Below are 19,178 nucleotides of genomic sequence, written 5' to 3' on the forward strand. Positions count from 1 at the left end.
GATGATCTACGCCCGAAGGATCGCCCGCAAGGCCTGTTCGAGCGCCTGCATCTCTGCTTCCGTACCGATCGTGATGCGTAGACAATCCGGCATGGAATAATTCTGTAACCCACGCACCAGAATGCCGCGCTCCGCCAGCGCACGCTCGATCTCGAGCGCTATGAGCGGCGCGGACTTGGGTACGCGGACCGTCACGAAATTCGCGAAAGCCGGCAACGGCGTGAGCCCGAGTTCGCGGAGGAACGCGGAGAGCTGCGCACCACCTGCTTCGACGCGCGCAAGCGATCGCGCGGAGAAGTCCGTGTCATTCAAAGCTGCAATCGCCGCCGCTTGCGCGCCGCTGGAGGCGTTGAAGGGCAAACGGATCTTGTTGAGCGTTTGGATGATCGTGGGATTGGCATAGCCCCAGCCGAGGCGAAGCGCTGCCAGGCCATAGAGCTTCGAGAACGTGCGCGTGACGATGATGTTGGACGCGTTGCGCGCGAGCTCGAAACCGGAATCGAAATCGCTGTGGCGCTCCGCAAACTCGGCATAGGCGCCATCGAGGATGAGCAGCACGTTTTCAGGAAGCGCAGCGTGCAGGCGTTTGATTTCGGCAAACGGAATGAACGTGCCGGTCGGGCTCGCCGGATTGGCGACGAACATCATGCGCGTGCGTGGCGTGATTGCGGCAAGCATCGCGTCAACGTCGACGGTGTAATCGCGTTCCGGCGCTGAGATCACGTTGGCCCCCGCCGCGCGCGCGGCGATGGCCCAAGCGGCGAAGGCGAATTGCGGCTGCACCATCTCGTCGCCGGGATTGAGGTACGCTTGGGCTGCCATCGAGAAGATTTCGTCCGAACCCGTGCCGAAAATGAGCTGCGCTGGTTCAAGACTATGTTTTTGCGCAAGCGCTTCTCGCAAGGCGTTGGCTTGCGGGTCTGGATAGACGTGCAGCACGTTGGCGAGCGCGCGATACGCTTCCGATGCAGCGGGGCTGCAGCCGAGCGCGTTTTCGTTGGCGGAAATCTTGATCGGCTTGTCGAAGCCGGCGGCTTTGGCTTTGCCGGCCTTGTACGGCTCGATCTCGGCGATCGTGGGTTTGGCGATGGGGCCGCTCATAATTTCTTCTCGCGCCCGGCCAGAACTTGCATCACATCTTCAAACGACGCGCCCCGCGCGTGCAGCAGCACGCCCAGATGATAGAGCAAATCCGCGGCTTCGTTGCAGAGTTCTTGGCTGTCGCCCACAGCGCCAGCGAGCGCGGTTTCGACGCCCTCCTCGCCGACCTTTTGCGCAATGCGCTTAGGACCGCGTGCGATGAGTTTCGCGGTCCAGCTTTCTTCCGGCGAGGCGGTCGCGCGTTCGGCGATCGTGCGTTCGAGCGCGCCGAGTTGGCCGATGCCGCGCGTCAGCTCCGTGCCGAAGCATGTCTCATTGCCCAGATGGCAGGCCGGGCCGTGCGGTTCGGCGCGCAACAGCAACGTATCGCCGTCGCAATCGAGGCTCATCGATCGCACTTTGATGCGATGGCCTGATGTTTCACCCTTACGCCAACGACCGCCGCGCGAGCGCGAGAAGAACGTGGCTTCGCCGCTTTGAAGCGTTTCATCGAGCGCCGCGCGATCCATGTAGGCGAGCATCAACACTTGCAGCGTTGCTGCATCCTGCACGATCGCGGGTACGAGGCCGCCGCCTTTGTCGAAATCGACTTTGCTTGGATCAAAGCTCATGTGCGCACCTCAAAGCCGCCGGCGCGCGTAGCAAGCTTGGCTTCGCCGATGCTGACCTTGTTGAAATGAAAAATGCTCGCCGCCAGCGCGCCCGAGACGTCGGCGCCGGCGAACACTTCGGGAAAATGCCGCGCAGCGCCGGCGCCGCCGGAGGCGATCAACGGGATGGAGAGCAATTTACGCGCGGCGGCGAGTTGCGCGATATCGTAGCCGTCGCGCGTGCCGTCCTTATCCATGCAATTCAACACGATTTCGCCGGCGCCACGCTCTTGCGCTTCCACGATCCAGTCGAGCGTGTGGCGTGAAGTCCGGCGGATCGTGTTCACATCGCCTGTGTATTGATAGATCGACCATTCGCCATTTTCGCTGCGGCTGTCGACGCCGAGCACGACGCATTGCGAACCCGCGACGTTGGCCAGTTCGGTGATGAATTCAGGGCGTTCGAGCGCCGGCGAATTGATCGAGACTTTATCGGCGCCGTGTTCGAGGCACGCTATCGCTTGCTCCAGCGTTCGAATGCCGCCGGCGACACACAAGGGAACGTCCAGCACGCGGGCCACGCGCGCGAGCCAAGCGTAATCGATAGTGCGCCCCTCGGCGGACGCGGCGATGTCGTAGATCACGATCTCATCGGCGCCCTCGTCGCGATAGCGCAGTGCGAGCTCGGCGGGATCGCCGGCGTCGGTGTGACCTTCGAAGCGCACGCCTTTAACGACGCGACCGCCTTTTACATCGAGGCACGCGATGATGCGTCTAGCCGGCAAGGGCGTCCTCCAAGGTGAAACGGCGTTCGTAGAGCGCGCGACCGACAATGGCGCCGGCGGCGTTTGTGCCGCGCAGTGTGGTGAGATCGTCGAGCGTGGCGACGCCGCCCGAGGCTTGCACGTCGAGGTCGGGACGCGCGGCGATGATGGTTTGCATCAGTTCGACGTTCGGGCCCGCGAGAATGCCGTCGCGCGAGACGTCGGTGACGAGGATGTGCTTCAATGCGCCGGGGGGATAAAACGCGAGCGCCTCTTCGATCGTGGCGCCGCCGCCTGCGGTCCAGCCGCCGACGACGACTTCGAACGCGCCGTCGTCGCGCCGCTTCACATCGAAGGCGCAACAAATGCGCTCGGCACCGAAGGCTTCTATCCAGGCACGCACATCTTGTGGGCGCTTCACGGCGGCGGAGCCGATGACGACACGGGCGACGCCCGCGTCGAGCAGCGCTTCGACATGTGCGCGTTCGCGCACGCCGCCGCCACTTTGGATGCGCACGTCAGCGCTGCGTGCGAGTTCGCCGATGAGCTCGTATTGGGCTGGGCTGCCCTGCTTGGCGCCATCGAGATCAACGATGTGCACCCATTGCGCGCCGGCCTGCGCGAACGCCGCGAGCTGCTTGCGCGGATCGCCATAGCGTGTGGAATCATCGAAGCGGCCCTGCACGAGGCGCACGCACACGCCGTCTTGCAGATCGATGGCGGGATAGATCAGCATGGCAGGCTCAAGAAGTTCTCGAGAATGCGCGCGCCGACGGCGCTGGAGCGTTCGGGGTGAAACTGGCAGCCGTACGCGTTGCCGCGATTGACGATGGCGGCGAAGCGTTGGCCGTACGCTGCGCTGGCGATGGTATTGGCATCGATCGGGCAGACATAAGAGTGCACGAAGTAGGCGTAAGCGCCGTCTTCGACGCCTTCGAGCAATGCATTGTCTTGTTCGATCTTGAGCTTGCTCCAGCCCATGTGCGGCGCCGGCGCCTCCTTTGATGCGGGCAAGCGCGTGACACGGCCGGGCAGAAGCGCGAGCCCCTCCGCGTCGCCCTCTTCGCTGGACTCGAAGAGCAATTGTTGGCCGAGGCATACGCCGAGCAATGGGCGTTTGAAGGCGCGCAGCACGTCGCGGAGACCCTTTTTCGCGATGAGATCCATCGCGTGCGCGGCGGCGCCGACGCCCGGCAAAATGATGCGTTCGGCACCACCGATGCGCGCAGGATCGTCGGTGAGCGTTGCGGGTGCGTTCAGGCGCTCCAATGCGAACATCACCGACGCGGTGTTGCCGACTCCCAGCTTCACAACCACGGTCGACATCAGATCGAGCCTTTGGTCGACGGCACGCGATCGCCTTCGATGCGCACGGCTTGGCGCAATGCGCGGCCGAAGGCTTTGAAGCAGGCTTCGGTTTTGTGGTGATCGTTTTCGCCGGTGACGGAGACGTGGATCGCCGCGCCCATGCTTTGCGCGAGCGAGCGGAAAACGTGCTCGGTCATTTCGGTGGGATATTCACCGAGCAAAGGCGCGTCGAATTTGCCGTCGAACATCAAGTACGGCCGGCCGCCAAGATCGACGGAGACTTTTGCCTCCGCCTCGTCCATCGGCAACACGAAGCCGAAGCGCGCGATGCCGCGGCGTGCGCCGAGCGCCTCTTTCAAGGCTTGGCCGAGCGCGAGCGCTGCATCTTCGATGGAGTGGTGTGTGTCGACGTCGAGATCGCCGGCGCAGGTGAGCGCGAGCGTGAAGCCGCCGTGCGTGGCGATCTGCGAGAGCATGTGATCGTAGAAGCCGACGCCTGTGTTGATCTGTGGCGTGGTTTCGGAATCGAGATCGATTTGTGCGACGATGCGTGTTTCGAGCGTTTCGCGAACGACCTCGCTGCGGCGTGCGCTGGATTTGACTTCGACGCCGAACGCGGCAAGCGCGCGGTCGTTGGTTTCGGGCTTGAAGCTGATGGGCAGACGCAGCGTGTTGGCGTCGAGCCATTCGGCATCGATGGCGAATTTTCGAAGCGCGGCGCGTGCTTCTTCCGGGTTTTCCACCTGGAGCGATACGGCGGGGCCCTCTTCTGCGCGCGCGTTCAGCGCTTTTGCGACGCGGGCGCGCTCAACTTTCACCTGTTCGACGCGGAGCGCGTTGGCGTTGACACGGGCAGGATCGAGTGCGGCGAGCGCGAGTTTGATAATGGGCGTTGGCAGCGCGTCAGGTTCGAGCACGTCGCGCAGCTTGGCGATCGTGGCGGGTGCGGCAATGGCTGCGCCGCAGGGCGCGCCGGCTAGGCCATAGGCTTGGGCGAGCGAACGGAGAACGATGACGTTATCTTGCTGCGCGGCGAACGCGGCGAGCGACGCGCGATCGGCGAATTCGATGGCGCTTTCGTCGATGACGAGCAGCGCGGGCGCGATCTGCTCGGCTTTCGTGCGTGCTTCCGCTTCGCTCAGCGGGGTAACGATCGCGGCGCCGGCGCCTGCGTCGTCGTTCACGAGATCGAGGCCAGAGATGCGGGCGAGAGTCTGCAGCGCCTGCGTGCGAGGCGCGGAGACCTTGACGAAGCCATCGAGCGCGACGCTGCGAAACACCAGTTCGATGCCGTGTAGCGCACCACGCACGGGCAGCACGGCGCCTTCATCGACGCCGTACATCTCCGCCATGCGCTGTTGCAGCGCTTTGGGCGATTGCGGTGGGGCGTCGAGGCCGTCGCCATTGGCGACGAGCGGCGGGAACGGCGCGCGCATCATTGCACCCGCACGTCGGCGGCGCGGGCGTGCGCCTCTAAGCCTTCGAGCCGCGCCAGGCGCGCAGCGGCGGGCGCGAGCGCACGAGCGCCCTGCTCGTTCATTTCTTGCACGACGAAGCTCTTCATAAACGACGCGACATTGACGCCGCTCCAGGCGCGCGCGGCGCCATCGGTGGGAAGCACGTGGCTTGGGCCGCAGATGTAGTCGCCGAACGTCTCGGCGCTCCAGGCGCCGACGAAGATTGCTCCGGCGTTGTTGAGCTGCGCAATGAGCGGTTCGGTGTTGGCGACTTGCAGCGACAAGTGCTCTGGCGCGTAAGCGTTCGAGACGTCCGCCGCTTCGCTGGCGTCACGCACGCGGATGAGGCGCGCCTGCGCGAGCGAGGCCTGCGCGATTTCGGCGCGCGGGAGTGATGGCGTTTGCAGTTCGAGCTCACGCGCGACGGCGCTGACGATGGCGTCCGATGTTGCGACGAGAACGACTTGCGCGTCAGTATCGTGCTCAGCTTGGCTGAGCAGATCAGCGGCGACGATGCGCGGATCGGCGCCATCGTCGGCGATGACCATGAGTTCGCTGGGGCCGGCGGGCACGTCGATCACTGGGCCGCCGGGCAGCGAGGCGGCGTAGCGTTTGGCTTCAGTGACGAAGGCGTTGCCGGGGCCGAAGATTTTTTCGGCTTTGGGCACACCGGCGCCGAACGTGAGCGCGGCGATGGCTTGTGCGCCGCCGACGAGTGAGAGCGTTTCGATGCCGCAGGCGGCGGCGGCGGCGATGATCATCGGGTGCGGCGCGCCATCGCCTTTGCCCGGCGGCGTGACGACGATGCGTTCGCGTACGCCGGCGACACGCGCGGGTGCGGCGAGCATGATGAGCGTTGAAAAAAGCGGCGCGGTGCCGCCGGGAATGTAGAGACCGCAACTGGCGATCGCGCGCCACACACGGCGGCAGCGCACACCGGCGCGAACTTCGATCTCTTGCGTCTTGGGTTTGATGGCTTCGTGGTAGCGCGTGACGTTGTCGATGGCGATGGCGAGCGCTTCGAGGTCTTCGCGCGTGAGCTTGGCGCGCGCAGCGTCCACAACGCTGGCGTTGAGCGCGAGCGTTTGCGGCGCGCGCTTGTCGATGGTTTCGGACCAGCGCTTGACCGCCGCCTCGCCTTCACGCTCCACGTCATCGAAAATACGGCGCACAACGTCCGCGACTTCATTGTCGCGGCGGCGCGCAGGCCGTGCGAGCGCGGCTTGGCGCTCGGCGGCGTTCAGATTGCTCCACTCGAACCGCTTCATCTCACATCATCTTTTCGATCGGCAGCACAAGAATGGCGCTGGCGCCGGCGGCTTTAAGTTCTTCGAGCGTTTCCCAGAACACGGATTCTTGGCAAACGGCGTGCACGGCGACCATGTCGTCGCTGCCCGCGAGCGGTGTGACGGTTGGCGAGCCGGCGCCTGGCAGGATCGCACTGATCTTGGGCAACACAGCGCGCGGCGCGTTCATCATCACGTATTTGGCGCCGCGGCAGGATGTGACGCCTTTGAAGCGCTGCACGACGCTTTCGGCGACTTTCTCCAATTCCGGATCGATTTTCCTCGGCGCGCGGATCAGCACGGCTTCGCTGCGAAGCACGGTATCGAGTGGGGCCAAGCCATTGGCTTCGAGCGTGGCGCCCGTTGAAACGAGATCGCAGATGGCGTTGGCGAGCTTCAAGCGCGGGGCGACTTCGACGGCGCCGCGCATGGTAATGATGTCCGCCGTGACGCCGTTTTCCGTAAGGAAACGATTGAGGACATGCGGATAGGTCGTGGCGATGCGCAGGCCTTGCAGCGAACGAGGGCCATTGTAGGCAAAGCCAATCGGTGCGGCGAGTCTCAGATCGCATTTGCCAAAGCCGAGCGCCATCACTTGCTCAGGTTCGGCGCTGCGGCCGTCTTCGCGCTCTTCGAGCACGTTGAGGCCGACGATACCGAGATCAGCGACGCCGTCGCCAACGAAGGTAGGGATGTCGTCATCGCGCACGCGCAGGAGATCGATCGGCGCGTTCTCGATGCGATAGAGCAATTCGTTCGCGCCCTTGAGGACGCGCAGGCCCGCCGCTTCGAGTAATTCGAGGCTCTTGTCGGCGAGGCGGCCACTCTTCTGAATGGCGATGCGGAGACGTGCGGACATTTTAGGCGGCTTTCAAACGATCGAGGATGCGGCGATAGCCGCGATACGGCATGTCTTTGAGGAAGCGCGCGACGCGCGTGACGGTCGCGGTGCTGGCTGTCGCGACCTTGGCGATGTCGCGATAGGAAAGCTCGCCTTGGTCTAGGAGACGCGCGACGTGCCAGCGTTCGTTGAGCGCTTTGAGTTCGCTGGGCGTGCAGAGATCGGCGAGAAACGCCTCAGCTTCCTTGCGGTCACGGAGCGAGAGGATCGCGTCATAGACGTCGGGGCGCAGCGCGCCGGATTGAGCTTGTTTTGCCATTGTGGCTCTGTGCTACTACGTTAAAACACGCGACGCAAGCAGCCAAGCTGCCCGATGGCGGTATTATATTGTTTTTATTCGCTTATCTGGAGCGGCCGCGGGCGGTCACGGGCCAGATGTCGACCAACGTGCCATCGCGAACGACATGGTAGGCGTCGTAGAGGTTCACGGTCGGGTCGCAGTGCGGAACGGCGAGCGTGACGAGATCGCCGAGCTTGAATTCGTGGCCGGGCGCGATGAGGGCTGCGTGTTCGTCGCCCATGAAGAAGAAGGCGGAGGTCGTCGGTGCGCCATCGACAATGGTGGGCAAGCCGCCGTCGGTGGACATGGATTTGAAGCCGGAATCGAGCGTGGCCATGCTTTGTGCGTTGGCGCTGATGATGCGTGCGTCGATGAAGAGCGAGGTTTCAAATCCGGGCGCGCCTTCGCCGGTGATGTCGCATTCGTTGTATTGGCGATCCATGAACACGTAGGAGCCGGTTTGCAGCTCGTTGAAGACGCCGAGATCGGCGTCGATGCGATGTGTGCCGGTGCCGCCGCCGGTGATGAATTCCGGCGCGAGGCCCTCGCCTTCGAGCAATGAAACGATGCCGCTGAGATAGAGCGTGCGCTCTTCGATGGCGCTACGGCGATCAGCGAAGGATTCGATGTGCTGTTGCTGGCCGCAGTAAAATTGCACGCCGCGATATTTGAGCGACGGCAACGCCGCGATGCGTTGCGCGAGATCGAGCGCCGCTTCCGGCGATGCAACGCCCGTGCGGCGGATACCAGGATCAATGTCGACGATCACTTGCAGCACGATATGCGCTTTCGACGCAGCCGTGGCGAGCGCATCGACATTGGCTGGATTGTCAACGGCGACACGCAGCGATTTGATGCGCGAGGCGAGCGAGATGAGGCGCGCGATGGCTTGCGGTGTGACAACCGGTGACGTGATCAAGATGTCGTCAATGCCGCCTTGCGCCAGCGCCTCGGCTTCACCGAGTTTGGCGCAACATACGCCGACCGCGCCGGCATCGATCTGCATTTGCGCGATGTGGGCGCTCTTGTGGGTTTTCGCGTGCGGACGGAGCGCGACCTTATGTTGGCGCGCGAACGCAGCCATCGCGTCGATGTTGCGCTTCAGCGCATCACCATCGACGACGAGCACCGGTGTGTTGAGTTCGGCACGCGAGCCTTGTTGGCCGATGAGCGCGCTGTGCAGATTGATGTCAGACATTAAGCAGGCTCCGGGCCGAACAGCGGCGCGAGATGTGTGTTGAGAAATTTTCCGTTTGGGTCATGCGCGGCGCGCACGTCACGGAAGATTTGGGCTTGCGGATACAGCGCATCGACATCGCGGCGCGTGAGCGTGTGACGTTTTGCCCAGTGCGGGCGGCCGCCGTGAGCGCGGAAGATCTGCTCGGCTTCGACGAAAAGCGCGCGCCATTTCATTTTGGCGTATTGGTGCATCGAGATCGAAACGCACGGCCCCTTGTTGAAGGGGCTCAACCAAATGTCGTCCGCGGCGGTGGTGCGGAATTCGAACGGGAATGTGACGGGCAGATTGCGCTTCTTGATCCAGGCGATCACTTCGCGAAGGGCTGCCCAACCCGCGTCGCGCGGAATTTCGTATTCCATCTCCTCGAAGCGTACGGTGCGATCGGACGGGAAGATTTGATAGGCGGGGCCGACGCGGCGTTGGCGGACGCCGGGCGGCACGATGGCAGGTTGCAGCAGAGATGTCAGGAAGGGCGCGACTGAGCACACATCGCAAACCATGCGAAAGGCGCTCTCGTCCATGTCGTTCTTCTGCTCGAGCGGCCCCTCGCCCGGCACGGGATTGAGGCGCTTCAGCACGACCCTCTTGCCGTACGGAAAGACGAAGAATTCGACGTGACGATTGTTGGCCGCCATCTCATCCCAATTTTCGGCCACCCAATCGAGCGGATGCGATTCCAGTTTTTCTTCCAAATGATAGGCCGGCAGCACGTCGATCTCGATGCGCGTGGCGATTCCCACCATGCCGAGCGCTAAACGCTGCGCTTCGTAGAGATCGCGGTTTTCGTCGGCGCTACATGTAACGATGGAGCCGTCGGCCAACATCATGCGAAACGCGCGCGCTGCGGTGGAGAGCGAGCCGAGTTGTGCGCCGGTGCCGTGTGTGCCGGTGCCGATCGCGCCGGCGAGGGATTGCGGGTTCACGTCGCCCTGGTTGATGAGCGACACGCCTTCAGCCCAAAGCGCTTCGGTGAGCTTGGCGAGACTCCAGCCAGCGGGGGCCCAGACGCGCGATTTGTCGGCGTTGAATTCGATTGCGCCTTCAAGTTCGGAAAGCTGCAACAATGCGCCATCAGTTTCGCAGAGCGGCATGAAGGAATGGCCGGCGCCAGTGACGCGCACAGTGCTGGCCTCGCGCACAATGCGCGCCATTTCGTCTTCGGTTTTGGGTTTCGCGACCAGCGCGGGGCGCGCTTTGACGCTGCCTGACCAATTCGCCCATTCCGCCATGCGCCGCGCCCCTCTTTATGGGCGCAAAGTGCAATATTACGCGGCGCGCGCCAAGCGGCGCGTTAGCCGCAAGCAGCGCCGCCGCCTTGCGGGCAATGCAGAAGAATCTCGAACAGCGGGCGCAGCGCGTCGAGATAATCTTCCTTCTTCAGGCTTGGGTTTTTCACGCCGCGAATGACCCAGCCATCGATCAGCATGGCGATCATGTCGATGCGCGCTTCGATCTTGTCGTCTTCGACGGCGCCGTTGCGTAACAGCACGTCTTTCAAATGCCCGCGCATGACGCCATCGACCACGCGCACGATTTCGCCGATACGGGGATTGCGCGCGGCTTCGGCGAGAAACTCAAGCGAGAGCGCGGCTTGCTCGGGCGCGACAACCTTTTCGATGTGAAAGCGTGCGACTTCCATCATCTCTTCGAGCAGATCGCCGTTACGCGCGCGCACTTCGGCCATGCGCTTCGACCATTCGGCGAGCTTCTGCTCCACGATGGCGGCGATCACCGCCTCCTTGTTTTCAAAATAGCGGTAAATCTGGCCGACGCTCATGCCGGCTTCGGTCGCGATCGAGGACATGCTGGCGCTGTGGAAGCCCTCGTTGTTGAAACACTTGGCGGCAGCGTCCAGCACCTGGGCGCGGCGCAGGTCCGCCTTACTTAATTCAGTGGTCGTGACGGGCTCGGCCGAATCCATCGCGTTTCCTCTCTAATTTTTTAGCACCCTAGCGCTCTTGACTTAGCGCAAAGGAACCCTCATTTCCCTCACATATGAGAATGAACGCTCATTCTCAACCTTTGTGTGTTGTTTTTATGTGTGTTTCGTAAACGCACATGAAAGAAGCGGGGACTTCAAAATGTCATATCGTGTGGTAGCCGGCGCAAGCCTGGTCAGCCTCGCGGCCCTTTTGGCGGCTTGCGGCGGGCCGGCGGGCGCGGAAGGCGCAGCCCCTCCGGCGCCGGAAGTCGGGATCGTCGAGATCGCCCCGCAACACTATGAAGTGACGCTCCGGCTGGCTGGCCGGGTCGCCGCCTTCGAGACCTCGGAAGTCCGCCCCCAGATTGGCGGCATCGTCCGTGCCCGCCGGTTTGAAGAAGGCGCGACGGTGCGCGCCGGCCAGGTGCTCTACGAGATCGACGCCGGCCCCGCCCAAACGCAGCTCTCCAGCGCAAGTGCGGCGGCGGCTTCGGCCCGTGCGCGCTTTGAGCGCTACCAGCAACTGATCGAGATCGGCGCCATCAGCCAACAAGAATTGGACGACGCCCGCGCGGCCTCCGACCAAGCCTCCGCGGCTTTGGATAACGCCCGCATCAGCGTGAATTACACGCGCGTGACGGCGCCGATCAGCGGCATTATCGGCGCATCGAGCGTGACGCCGGGCGCGTTGGCGACGCCGGCGCAAGCCGAGCCGTTCGCCGTGATCCAAAACATTGACCGCGTGTACGTCGACATGACGCAATCGAGCGCGGACATGCTGCGCTTGCGCCAAGCCTTGGCGCAGAGCGGCCAAACGCACGCGCAGGTTCGCCTGATCATGCCGGACGGCAGCGAGTACGTGCACCAAGGCGAATTGCAATTCTCGGAAGTGACCGTGAACCAAACCACCGGCACGGTGCGTTTGCGCGCGGTCTTCCCGAATCCCGACCACATGCTCCTCCCCGGCATGTTCGTGCAGGCGCGCCTGATTGAAGGCGTGAACCAGCAAGCGATCCTCGCGCCGCAACAAGGCGTCACGCGCAATGCGCGCGGCGAAGCTGTCGCGATGGTGCTGAACCGCGAAAACGTGGTTGAGCAGCGCGTGATCGAAACGGGCGCGACCGCTGGCGACCAATGGGTGGTGACGGCCGGTCTCAATCCGGGCGACCGCCTGATCGTCGATGGCTTGCAACGCATTCGTCCGGGCGCGCAGGCGACGCCCGTAAACATTGAAGCTGAACAATCAACGCAAGAAGGCGCTCTGCCGATCCGCGGGCGCAACGGCTAACAACGGCTAGATTTCATGTCACGGTTTTTTATTGAACGCCCCATCTTCGCATGGGTGTTGGCGATCGTTGTCGCGCTCATGGGCGTGCTCTCGATCACGCAGCTGCCGGTCTCACAATATCCAGAGATCGCCCCGCCCGCGGTGACGATCACGGCGTCCTATCCGGGCGCTTCGGCGCAGACGGTCGAAGATTCGGTCACGCAGGTGATCGAGCAGCAGATGAACGGCATCGACAATCTGCGCTATATGTCAGCCTCAAGCGACAGCTCCGGCACGGCGACGCTCACGCTGACGTTCGACCAAGGCGCCGACCCTGACATCGCGCAGGTGCAGGTGCAGAATAAATTGCAGAACGCGCTGCCGCTTCTGCCACAAGCGGTGCAGCAGCAAGGCGTGCAGGTCGCGAAATCCGCGAACAGCTTCCTGATGGTTGTCGGTGTTGTTTCGGATGATCCGAACACGACTTCGAACGATCTAGGCGATTTCATTTCGTCGTCGTTGCGCGATGAGATCAGCCGCGTCGAGGGTGTCGGCGAGGTTCAAACCTTCGGCTCGCCCTACGCAATGCGCATCTGGCTCGACCCGAACGCGCTGCTCTCCTATTCGCTGACGCCGGCTGATGTCGCCGCCGCCGTGCGCGCGCAGAACGCGGAAGTGTCCGCCGGCCAGATCGGCGGCACACCGTATGTCGACGGCCAGCAATTGAACGCGACGGTGACGTCGCAATCGCTGCTGACGACGCCGGAAGAATTCCAACAAATCCTGGTCCGCACCATGCCGGACGGCGCGACCGTGCGTCTGCAGGATGTGGCGCGCGTCGAACTCGGCGCCGAAAGCTACATGATGGAAGGCCGTTTCAACGGTCGGCCGGCCGCGGGCATGGGCATTCGTCTGGCCTCAGGCGCCAATGCCGTGGCCACGGCCGAAGCCGTGCGCCATCGCTTGGACGAACTCTCCGCGAACTTCCCGACCGGCGTGCGCACCGTTGTGCCGTACGACACGACGCCGTTCGTTGAGAAGTCGATCGAAGAGGTGGTCAAGACGCTGATCGAAGCCTTCGTGCTCGTCTTCATCGTCATGTTCCTGTTCCTGCAAAACTGGCGCGCGACCTTGATCACCACGGTGACGGTGCCGGTGGTATTGCTAGGCACGTTCGCCGTGCTTTCGGTGCTCGGCTTCTCGATCAATACGCTCACCATGTTCGCGATGGTGTTGGCGATCGGCCTCTTGGTCGATGACGCGATCGTCGTGGTGGAAAACGTCGAACGGGTGATGCGCGAGGAGCATCTCTCGGCCAAGGAAGCCACCAAGAAATCGATGCAACAGATCACTGGCGCGCTGATTGGTATCGCGCTCGTGCTCTCGGCCGTGTTCATTCCGATGGCCTTCTTCCCAGGCTCCACCGGCGTAATCTATCGCCAATTTTCGGTGACGGTCGTCTCGGCTATGGCGCTTTCAGTGCTGGTCGCGCTGACGCTGACGCCGGCATTGACCGCCACGTTGCTCAAGCACACGCCGCCGCCGCCGGAAGGCTCGCGCCTGGGCAAGTTCTTCAACGGCTTCAATCGCGGCTTCGAGAACGTCGCCAATCGCTATGCGGGCATCGTCACGCGTACCCTTGCGCCGAAAGCCGGCAAGCGCGTGCTGGGTCTCTATGCTGTGATCCTGGTCGCGCTTGGGCTGCTGACGGCGCGCCTACCCTCGTCCTTCTTCCCGGAAGAAGACCAAGGCTTCTTCATTACCATCGTGCAGCTGCCGTCCGGCGCCACCGCCGAACGCACGCGTGCGGTGATGGAGCAGATCGAAACCTATCTGCTGGAAGACGAAGGCGAAGCGGTCGACTCGGCGTTCTCCGTGATCGGCTTCGGCTTTGCCGGCGTCGGCCAGAACCAGGGCATCGTGTTCGTGAACATGAAGGATTGGTCCGAACGCGGCACGGGCGCCAACAGCGCGCAAGCCGTGGTGCAACGCGCGTTTGGCCGCTTCAGCCAAATCCGCGATGCGATGGTGTTCCCGATTATCCCGCCGGCCGTGTCCGAACTCGGCATCGCCTCGGGCTTCGACATGCACTTGACCAACCTCACCGGCATGGAGCGCGAGCAATTCCTCGGCATGCGCGATCAATTGCTGGGTGCGGCGGCGCTTGATCAACGCCTGCAGCAGGTGCGTCCGAACGGTCAGGAAGATACGCCGCAATTGCAGCTCGACATCGACCACCACGCGGCCTCTGCGCTCGGTGTCTCCGTCGCCGACGTCAACAACACGCTCTCAGCAGCGTGGGGCGGCCAATACATCAACGATTTCGTTGATCGCGGCCGCGTCAAGCGCGTCTATATGCAAGGCGATGCGCCCTACCGCATGGTTCCGGAAGATCTGAATTCTTGGTACGTGCGCAACGGCCAAGGCGAGATGGCGCCATTCTCGGCATTCTCCAGCTCGCGCTGGATTTCGGCGCCGCCCCGGCTGGAGCGCTTCAACGGCGCGCCGTCCTTCAACATCCAAGGCCAAGGCGCGCCGGGCGTGAGCTCCGGCACGGCGATGGACCGGATGGAAGCCTTGGCTGACGAATTGCCGCCGGGCACGGGTCTGCAATGGGCGGGCATGTCGTACGAAGAACGCCTCTCAGGCTCGCAGGCGCCGCTGCTCTATGCGCTCTCGTTGCTGGTCGTCTTCCTCTGCTTGGCTGCGCTCTATGAAAGCTGGACCATTCCGCTTTCGGTGCTCGTAGTCGTGCCGCTTGGCCTCTTGGGCGCGGTGTTGGCGGCGAATCTGCGCGGTTTGTCGAACGACATCTATTTCCAAGTCGGCCTGCTGACGACGATGGGCTTGGCCGCGAAGAACGCGATCCTGATCGTCGAATTCGCACGCTCGCTCGCACAGCAAGGCATGGATTGGGCGGACGCCGCACTCGAAGCCGCGAAGCTGCGCTTGCGGCCGATCCTGATGACGTCGTTTGCGTTCACGTGCGGCGTGCTGCCGCTCGCGATCGCCACGGGCGCGGGCTCGGGCGCGCAAAACGCCATCGGCACCGGCGTGATCGGCGGCATGTTGGCGGCGACTTTGCTCGTCACCGTGCTGACGCCGTTCTTCTTCGTCCTCGTGAGCCGCATGTTCGCGCGACGCCCCAAGCCGGCCGACGCGACCAATGCGACGCCGCAAATCGGAAACGCGTAAATGAGAAGTCTCCTCCTCCCCACGCTGGCGGCTGTGCTGCTCGCCGGCTGCGTGTCTCTCGACCCGCACTACGAAACGCCGGCGGCGCCGACGCCCGAAGCTTGGCCGCAAGGCGCGGCTTATGAGGCTCCGGTCGCTGATGCGAACACTGCGTTGCCAGCTTGGCGCGATTTCTATGCTGACGCGAAGCTGCGCCAAGTGATCGAACTTGCGCTCGATCAGAACCGCGATCTGCGTATCGCCGCGCTCAATATTGAGCGCGCGCGGGCGGCGCATCGCATTCAGCGCTCGGAGCTATTGCCAAGCGTTGATGGCTCGGTGTCGGGTACGTCGCAAGAACTGCCGATCTCGATGGGCGGTACAGGCGAGACGACGCGGCAATATTCCGCGACCGTGGGCGTGACGGCGTTCGAGCTCGATTTCTTCGGCCGCGTGCGCAGTTTGAACCGCGCGGCGCTGCAGACTTATCTGGCGACAGAAGACGCCCGCGACAGCGCGCAGATCAGCCTGATCTCCGAAGTGGCGTCGCTCTATTTCGTCTATGCGGGCGACACCGAGCTGTTGCGCTTGGCGCAGGAGACGTTGGACGCGCAACGACAGAGCTTTGATCTGACCAATCGTCGTTTTGAAGCGGGTGCGGCGTCCATGCTGGACGTCCGCCGCGCGCAGACGACGGTGGAGACGGCGCGGGCCGACGTGGCGCGCTATACGACGCTGGTGGCGCAAGATGAGAACGCGCTGGCGTTTCTCGTGGGCGGCGCGGTGCCGGAAGAATTGAAGCCGACGTCGATCGATGCGGTGACTTTCGGGACTGAGACGCTGCCGCCCGGCCTTCCCTCCGAGGTGCTGCTGGCGCGGCCGGACATTCGCGCGGCGGAACACAATCTGCGCGCGTCGAACGCCAATATTGGCGCGGCGCGGGCGGCGTTCTTTCCGAGCGTCTCGATCGCGGGCTCAAGCGGCGAGATCGATTCCACGTTCGAGAATTTGTTCAATGGCGCCGGCGACATCTGGTCGTTCACGCCGCGCGTAACCATTCCGTTGTTCGACGCGGGCGCCCGTCGTGGGCAGCTTGGCGTCGCAAATGCGGATCGCGACATTGCGGTGGCGCGCTACGAGCAATCGATCCAAGTGGCGTTCCGCGAAGTGTCGGACGCACTGGCCGAATACGGCACGATCGATGAGCAAGTCGATGCGCGCCAATCGCTCGCGGAAGCGGCGACGGATACGTATCGCATGTCCGAAGCGCGCTATCGCCAAGGCATCGACAATTATCTGAGCCTGCTCGATGCGCAGCGCGAGCTCTACACCGCGCAACAGGCATTGGTCGGCGCCCGCGTGCAGCGCGCCACGAACTTCGTGACGCTCTACAAGGCGTTGGGCGGCGGGATCTAAGCCGCGCTCGGGATTGGCTGCGTCGCGATCACGATCGTGCGCGCCAATCCCGCGTCGCGGTGATGCAGCGCTGCGCGATATTCGGGGACGTTCTCCATTGAGAGAATGGCGGGCGGATTGGGATAGCGCATCGCGGCGACATCATCCCAGACGCCGACGCATGGCCCTGCTTTCGCAGGCCGAACGATCTCCAGAACTTTGCCGTAGAAGATGAGCGCGCCGCCGGTGCGATAGACGGTCTTCATCGCGACTCTGCCATAGCGCTGGTAGGCGGTAGCGCCCGTGCTGGGGCGGCCATCGGCGTATTTCGCGACAGGATGATAGCTGAGGAAGTTCACCATTGTTGGTGAGTAGGTGGGCGGACGCATCAGCAGTGCGGCGATGGATTCGTTGCTCGGCATGACGTCCTTGCGGAATTCGACACCGTCGATGCTGCGGATGACATCGCCCTGGGGTTTGCCGAAAATGCCGAGCGTGCACAGCGTGCGGAGGATGCCGAGTGCGAAACTGGGTGGCGCAAACATCGAGATGCGCGCGACGAAAGCATCTTCAACGTCATCGAGCGCCAGCGGCGTCTCCCCCGCTTTGCCGCCGGCGAGGATATAGAAGCGGCTCCAATAGCCTTCATCGCCGCCGATGAGCGGAAAATCCGCGCCGCCGCTCCAGCGGACTTGCACGCCAGGCGCAAGGCGCGGCGGCCGCGCGCCACGTAAGGCCACGAACCACGCGGGATCGTCGCTCTTCACGCCGAACACGGGTTCAAACGCGCCCGTGATCCAGATAGCGCCAATCGCGAGGATGAGCGCGATGGCGACCGCGAGAACTAGTTCGACCAATAGATGTATTCCTGTTCTTCAGTCCAAGGCGCGTTGAGCGGCACGTCGATGCGCACCGGGCCTTCGAGGAGCGCGGGCCACAGCGGCGGCGGCAGGTTGGCGTTGTGCTCTTCGATCAAAGCGCGCAATTCGGCGACACGTTGCGGTTCTTGCGCGGAAAGATCGCGCTGCTCGTAGGGATCGGTGCGCAGATTGAAGAGCCAGACGCGGTCTGGCGTTTCCGAAACTTGCAGCTTCCAATCACCGGCGCGGACGACGCGATACGGGCCGGAGCGCCAGAAGAGCACGTCGTGACGCGGCGCCCCCTGCTCACCGCGCAACATCGGCAGAAGATTGATGCCATCGACGGGGCGTTCGATTGGCGCACCTGCGGCGGCCGCCGCGGTGGCGAAGATGTCCATGTGCGTCGCGGGGCCTTCGACCACCGTGCCCGCCGGCAAGCGGCCGGGCCAACGCGCGAAGAAGGGCGTGCGGATGCCGCCTTCGAAGAACGTCGCCTTCCAGCCGCGGAACGGGCGATTGAGGTTGGGGAGACCAACATACCAGGCGCCGCCATTGTCGCTGGTGAAGATCACGAGTGTGTTGTCGTCAATGCCATTGTCGCGCAGCGCTTGCATAACGGCGCCGACGCCGCGATCGAGCGCGCGGATCATGGCGCCATAGACGCGCTCAGTGTGATCCGGGATGTTGCTTAGCGCGTCGTAATCTTCGCGCGAGGCTTGCAGCGGTGTGTGCGGCGCGTTGAAGGCGAGATACATGAAGAACGGCCGATTGCGGTTCGCTTCGATGGCGCTGACCGCTTGGTTGGCGAAGTAATCGGTGACGTAGCCTTCGGGGCGGAAGCGTTGGCCGCCATTCCATTGCACCGCGTACGGCAAGTTCGCCCAGAGGAAGCGATCGATCGGATCGAACGAGACTTCAGCGTTGACGACGTTGGGATCGTTGGCCGGCAAGAACATGCCGGCGCCCGCCATGAAGCCGAGGCTTTCATCAAAGCCCTGCGCTTCGGGACGCATCGCGGCCGTCTCGCCCAAATGCCATTTGCCGATATGCATGGTGTGATAGCCGCGCCCTTGCAGCAATTCGGCGATCGTCGTTTCGCTGGGCGGCAGGCCGAGCGTTTCGAGCGGCGGCACATCCTTCACGCGCTCTTCGTGGAAGATCGGGCGACGCAGCGCATTTTCGTCGCCATGTGAAAGATAGCGCGAGAACGCGACGGGCGCGGAGGTGAATTCAAAGCCGAAGCGCCACGGATAGCGCCCCGTCATCATCGCGGCGCGCGAGGGTGAGCACGTGGCGTTGGCGGCGTACGCAATATCGACGCTCACGCCTTGGCTTGCGAGCGCATCGATGTTTGGCGTTTGCACCACACCGCCGGCGACGCCGCCATTGCGCGAAATATCGTTAAAGCCGAGATCGTCGGCGACGATGACGATGATGTTCGGCGGGCGCTCGCCCTCCGGCGCCGTGGCCGGTCCTTGCACCCAATTCACCGGCTGCGTGTCGGCGATCGGATCGCGGATGTTGGAGATGAGGCCCGGCAGATAATAGGCATATTGCTTGAACAGGAAGTAGCCGCCGACGCCAAGCGCGACGAGGACGCCGAGAACGATTGCGAGCCGTTTCATACGTCTCTC

At 63.4% G+C, this 19,178-nt stretch carries 17 protein-coding genes; 3 read left to right on the forward strand and 14 right to left on the reverse strand.

What is annotated here, in order from left to right:
• Positions 1–6: 6 nt before the first annotated feature.
• The 12 genes from hisC to EPJ54_RS10235 all read right to left on the reverse strand — a co-directional run bounded on the left by hisC (position 7) and on the right by EPJ54_RS10235 (position 10,848).
• Positions 7–1,101, reverse strand: coding sequence for a histidinol-phosphate transaminase (gene hisC / locus EPJ54_RS10180; RefSeq protein ID WP_135211612.1), 1,095 nt, complete (start codon positions 1,099–1,101; stop codon positions 7–9).
• Positions 1,098–1,712 carry a bifunctional phosphoribosyl-AMP cyclohydrolase/phosphoribosyl-ATP diphosphatase HisIE gene (gene hisIE, locus EPJ54_RS10185; protein ID WP_135211613.1) on the reverse strand — a complete coding sequence of 205 codons (615 nt, stop codon included), beginning with the start codon at positions 1,710–1,712 and terminating at the stop codon, positions 1,098–1,100. The genes hisC and hisIE overlap by 4 nt, the downstream gene beginning before the upstream one ends.
• A complete protein-coding gene (gene hisF, locus EPJ54_RS10190) occupies positions 1,709–2,476 on the reverse strand; it encodes an imidazole glycerol phosphate synthase subunit HisF (RefSeq protein ID WP_135211614.1) in 768 nt (255 codons plus the stop codon). Before hisF ends, hisIE begins: the two co-directional genes overlap by 4 nt.
• Positions 2,466–3,191 carry a 1-(5-phosphoribosyl)-5-[(5-phosphoribosylamino)methylideneamino]imidazole-4-carboxamide isomerase gene (gene hisA / locus EPJ54_RS10195; protein ID WP_135211615.1) on the reverse strand — a complete coding sequence of 242 codons (726 nt, stop codon included), beginning with the start codon at positions 3,189–3,191 and terminating at the stop codon, positions 2,466–2,468. Before hisA ends, hisF begins: the two co-directional genes overlap by 11 nt.
• A complete protein-coding gene (gene hisH, locus EPJ54_RS10200) occupies positions 3,185–3,781 on the reverse strand; it encodes an imidazole glycerol phosphate synthase subunit HisH (protein ID WP_135211616.1) in 597 nt (198 codons plus the stop codon). Before hisH ends, hisA begins: the two co-directional genes overlap by 7 nt.
• A complete protein-coding gene (gene hisB, locus EPJ54_RS10205; RefSeq protein ID WP_135211617.1) occupies positions 3,781–5,202 on the reverse strand; it encodes an imidazoleglycerol-phosphate dehydratase HisB in 1,422 nt (473 codons plus the stop codon). Before hisB ends, hisH begins: the two co-directional genes overlap by 1 nt.
• Entirely contained in the window at positions 5,199–6,488 is a 1,290-nt protein-coding gene (gene hisD, locus EPJ54_RS10210; protein WP_135211618.1) for a histidinol dehydrogenase, read from the reverse strand. Before hisD ends, hisB begins: the two co-directional genes overlap by 4 nt.
• Position 6,489: 1 nt before the next feature.
• Positions 6,490–7,365, reverse strand: a complete 876-nt coding sequence (hisG, locus tag EPJ54_RS10215) for an ATP phosphoribosyltransferase (RefSeq protein ID WP_135211619.1) — start codon at positions 7,363–7,365, stop codon at positions 6,490–6,492.
• Between the two features lies 1 nt (position 7,366).
• Positions 7,367–7,666 carry a YerC/YecD family TrpR-related protein gene (locus tag EPJ54_RS10220; RefSeq protein WP_135211620.1) on the reverse strand — a complete coding sequence of 100 codons (300 nt, stop codon included), beginning with the start codon at positions 7,664–7,666 and terminating at the stop codon, positions 7,367–7,369.
• 82 nt (positions 7,667–7,748) lie between these two features.
• Positions 7,749–8,885 (reverse strand): DSD1 family PLP-dependent enzyme, encoded by a 1,137-nt coding sequence (locus tag EPJ54_RS10225; protein ID WP_135211621.1) that lies wholly within the window; start codon positions 8,883–8,885, stop codon positions 7,749–7,751.
• Complete coding sequence (locus EPJ54_RS10230; RefSeq protein ID WP_135211622.1) at positions 8,885–10,156, reverse strand: D-arabinono-1,4-lactone oxidase; 1,272 nt, start codon at positions 10,154–10,156, stop codon at positions 8,885–8,887. Before EPJ54_RS10230 ends, EPJ54_RS10225 begins: the two co-directional genes overlap by 1 nt.
• 62 nt (positions 10,157–10,218) lie before the next feature.
• Positions 10,219–10,848, reverse strand: a complete 630-nt coding sequence (locus tag EPJ54_RS10235) for a TetR/AcrR family transcriptional regulator (protein WP_135211623.1) — start codon at positions 10,846–10,848, stop codon at positions 10,219–10,221.
• A 160-nt stretch (positions 10,849–11,008) separates the two neighbouring features.
• Here EPJ54_RS10235 and EPJ54_RS10240 point away from each other — a divergent pair, with 160 nt between their 5' ends.
• From EPJ54_RS10240 to EPJ54_RS10250, 3 genes are read left to right on the forward strand one after another with little or no spacing between them, the layout of a single operon-like run.
• Positions 11,009–12,136 carry an efflux RND transporter periplasmic adaptor subunit gene (locus EPJ54_RS10240; RefSeq protein ID WP_135211624.1) on the forward strand — a complete coding sequence of 376 codons (1,128 nt, stop codon included), beginning with the start codon at positions 11,009–11,011 and terminating at the stop codon, positions 12,134–12,136.
• Positions 12,137–12,151: 15 nt separating this feature from the next.
• The gene (locus tag EPJ54_RS10245) at positions 12,152–15,310 is read left to right on the forward strand and encodes an efflux RND transporter permease subunit (protein WP_135211625.1); all 3,159 of its coding nucleotides are present in this window, start codon (positions 12,152–12,154) and stop codon (positions 15,308–15,310) included.
• Positions 15,311–16,705: an efflux transporter outer membrane subunit gene (locus EPJ54_RS10250; protein ID WP_135211626.1), complete on the forward strand. Its 1,395-nt coding sequence runs from the start codon at positions 15,311–15,313 to the stop codon at positions 16,703–16,705.
• Here the strand turns inward: EPJ54_RS10250 and EPJ54_RS10255 are convergent.
• Together EPJ54_RS10255 and EPJ54_RS10260 are read right to left on the reverse strand one after the other, a co-directional pair.
• Positions 16,702–17,541, reverse strand: a complete 840-nt coding sequence (locus tag EPJ54_RS10255) for a DUF1330 domain-containing protein (RefSeq protein ID WP_135211627.1) — start codon at positions 17,539–17,541, stop codon at positions 16,702–16,704. The genes EPJ54_RS10250 and EPJ54_RS10255 overlap by 4 nt on opposite strands.
• Positions 17,529–19,169 carry a sulfatase-like hydrolase/transferase gene (locus EPJ54_RS10260; RefSeq protein ID WP_135211628.1) on the reverse strand — a complete coding sequence of 547 codons (1,641 nt, stop codon included), beginning with the start codon at positions 19,167–19,169 and terminating at the stop codon, positions 17,529–17,531. The genes EPJ54_RS10255 and EPJ54_RS10260 overlap by 13 nt, the downstream gene beginning before the upstream one ends.
• Between the last annotated feature and the right edge of the window lie 9 nt (positions 19,170–19,178).

This window comes from Vitreimonas flagellata, from assembly GCF_004634425.1.
GTDB classification, from domain to species: Bacteria; Pseudomonadota; Alphaproteobacteria; order Caulobacterales; family Aquidulcibacteraceae; genus Vitreimonas; species Vitreimonas flagellata.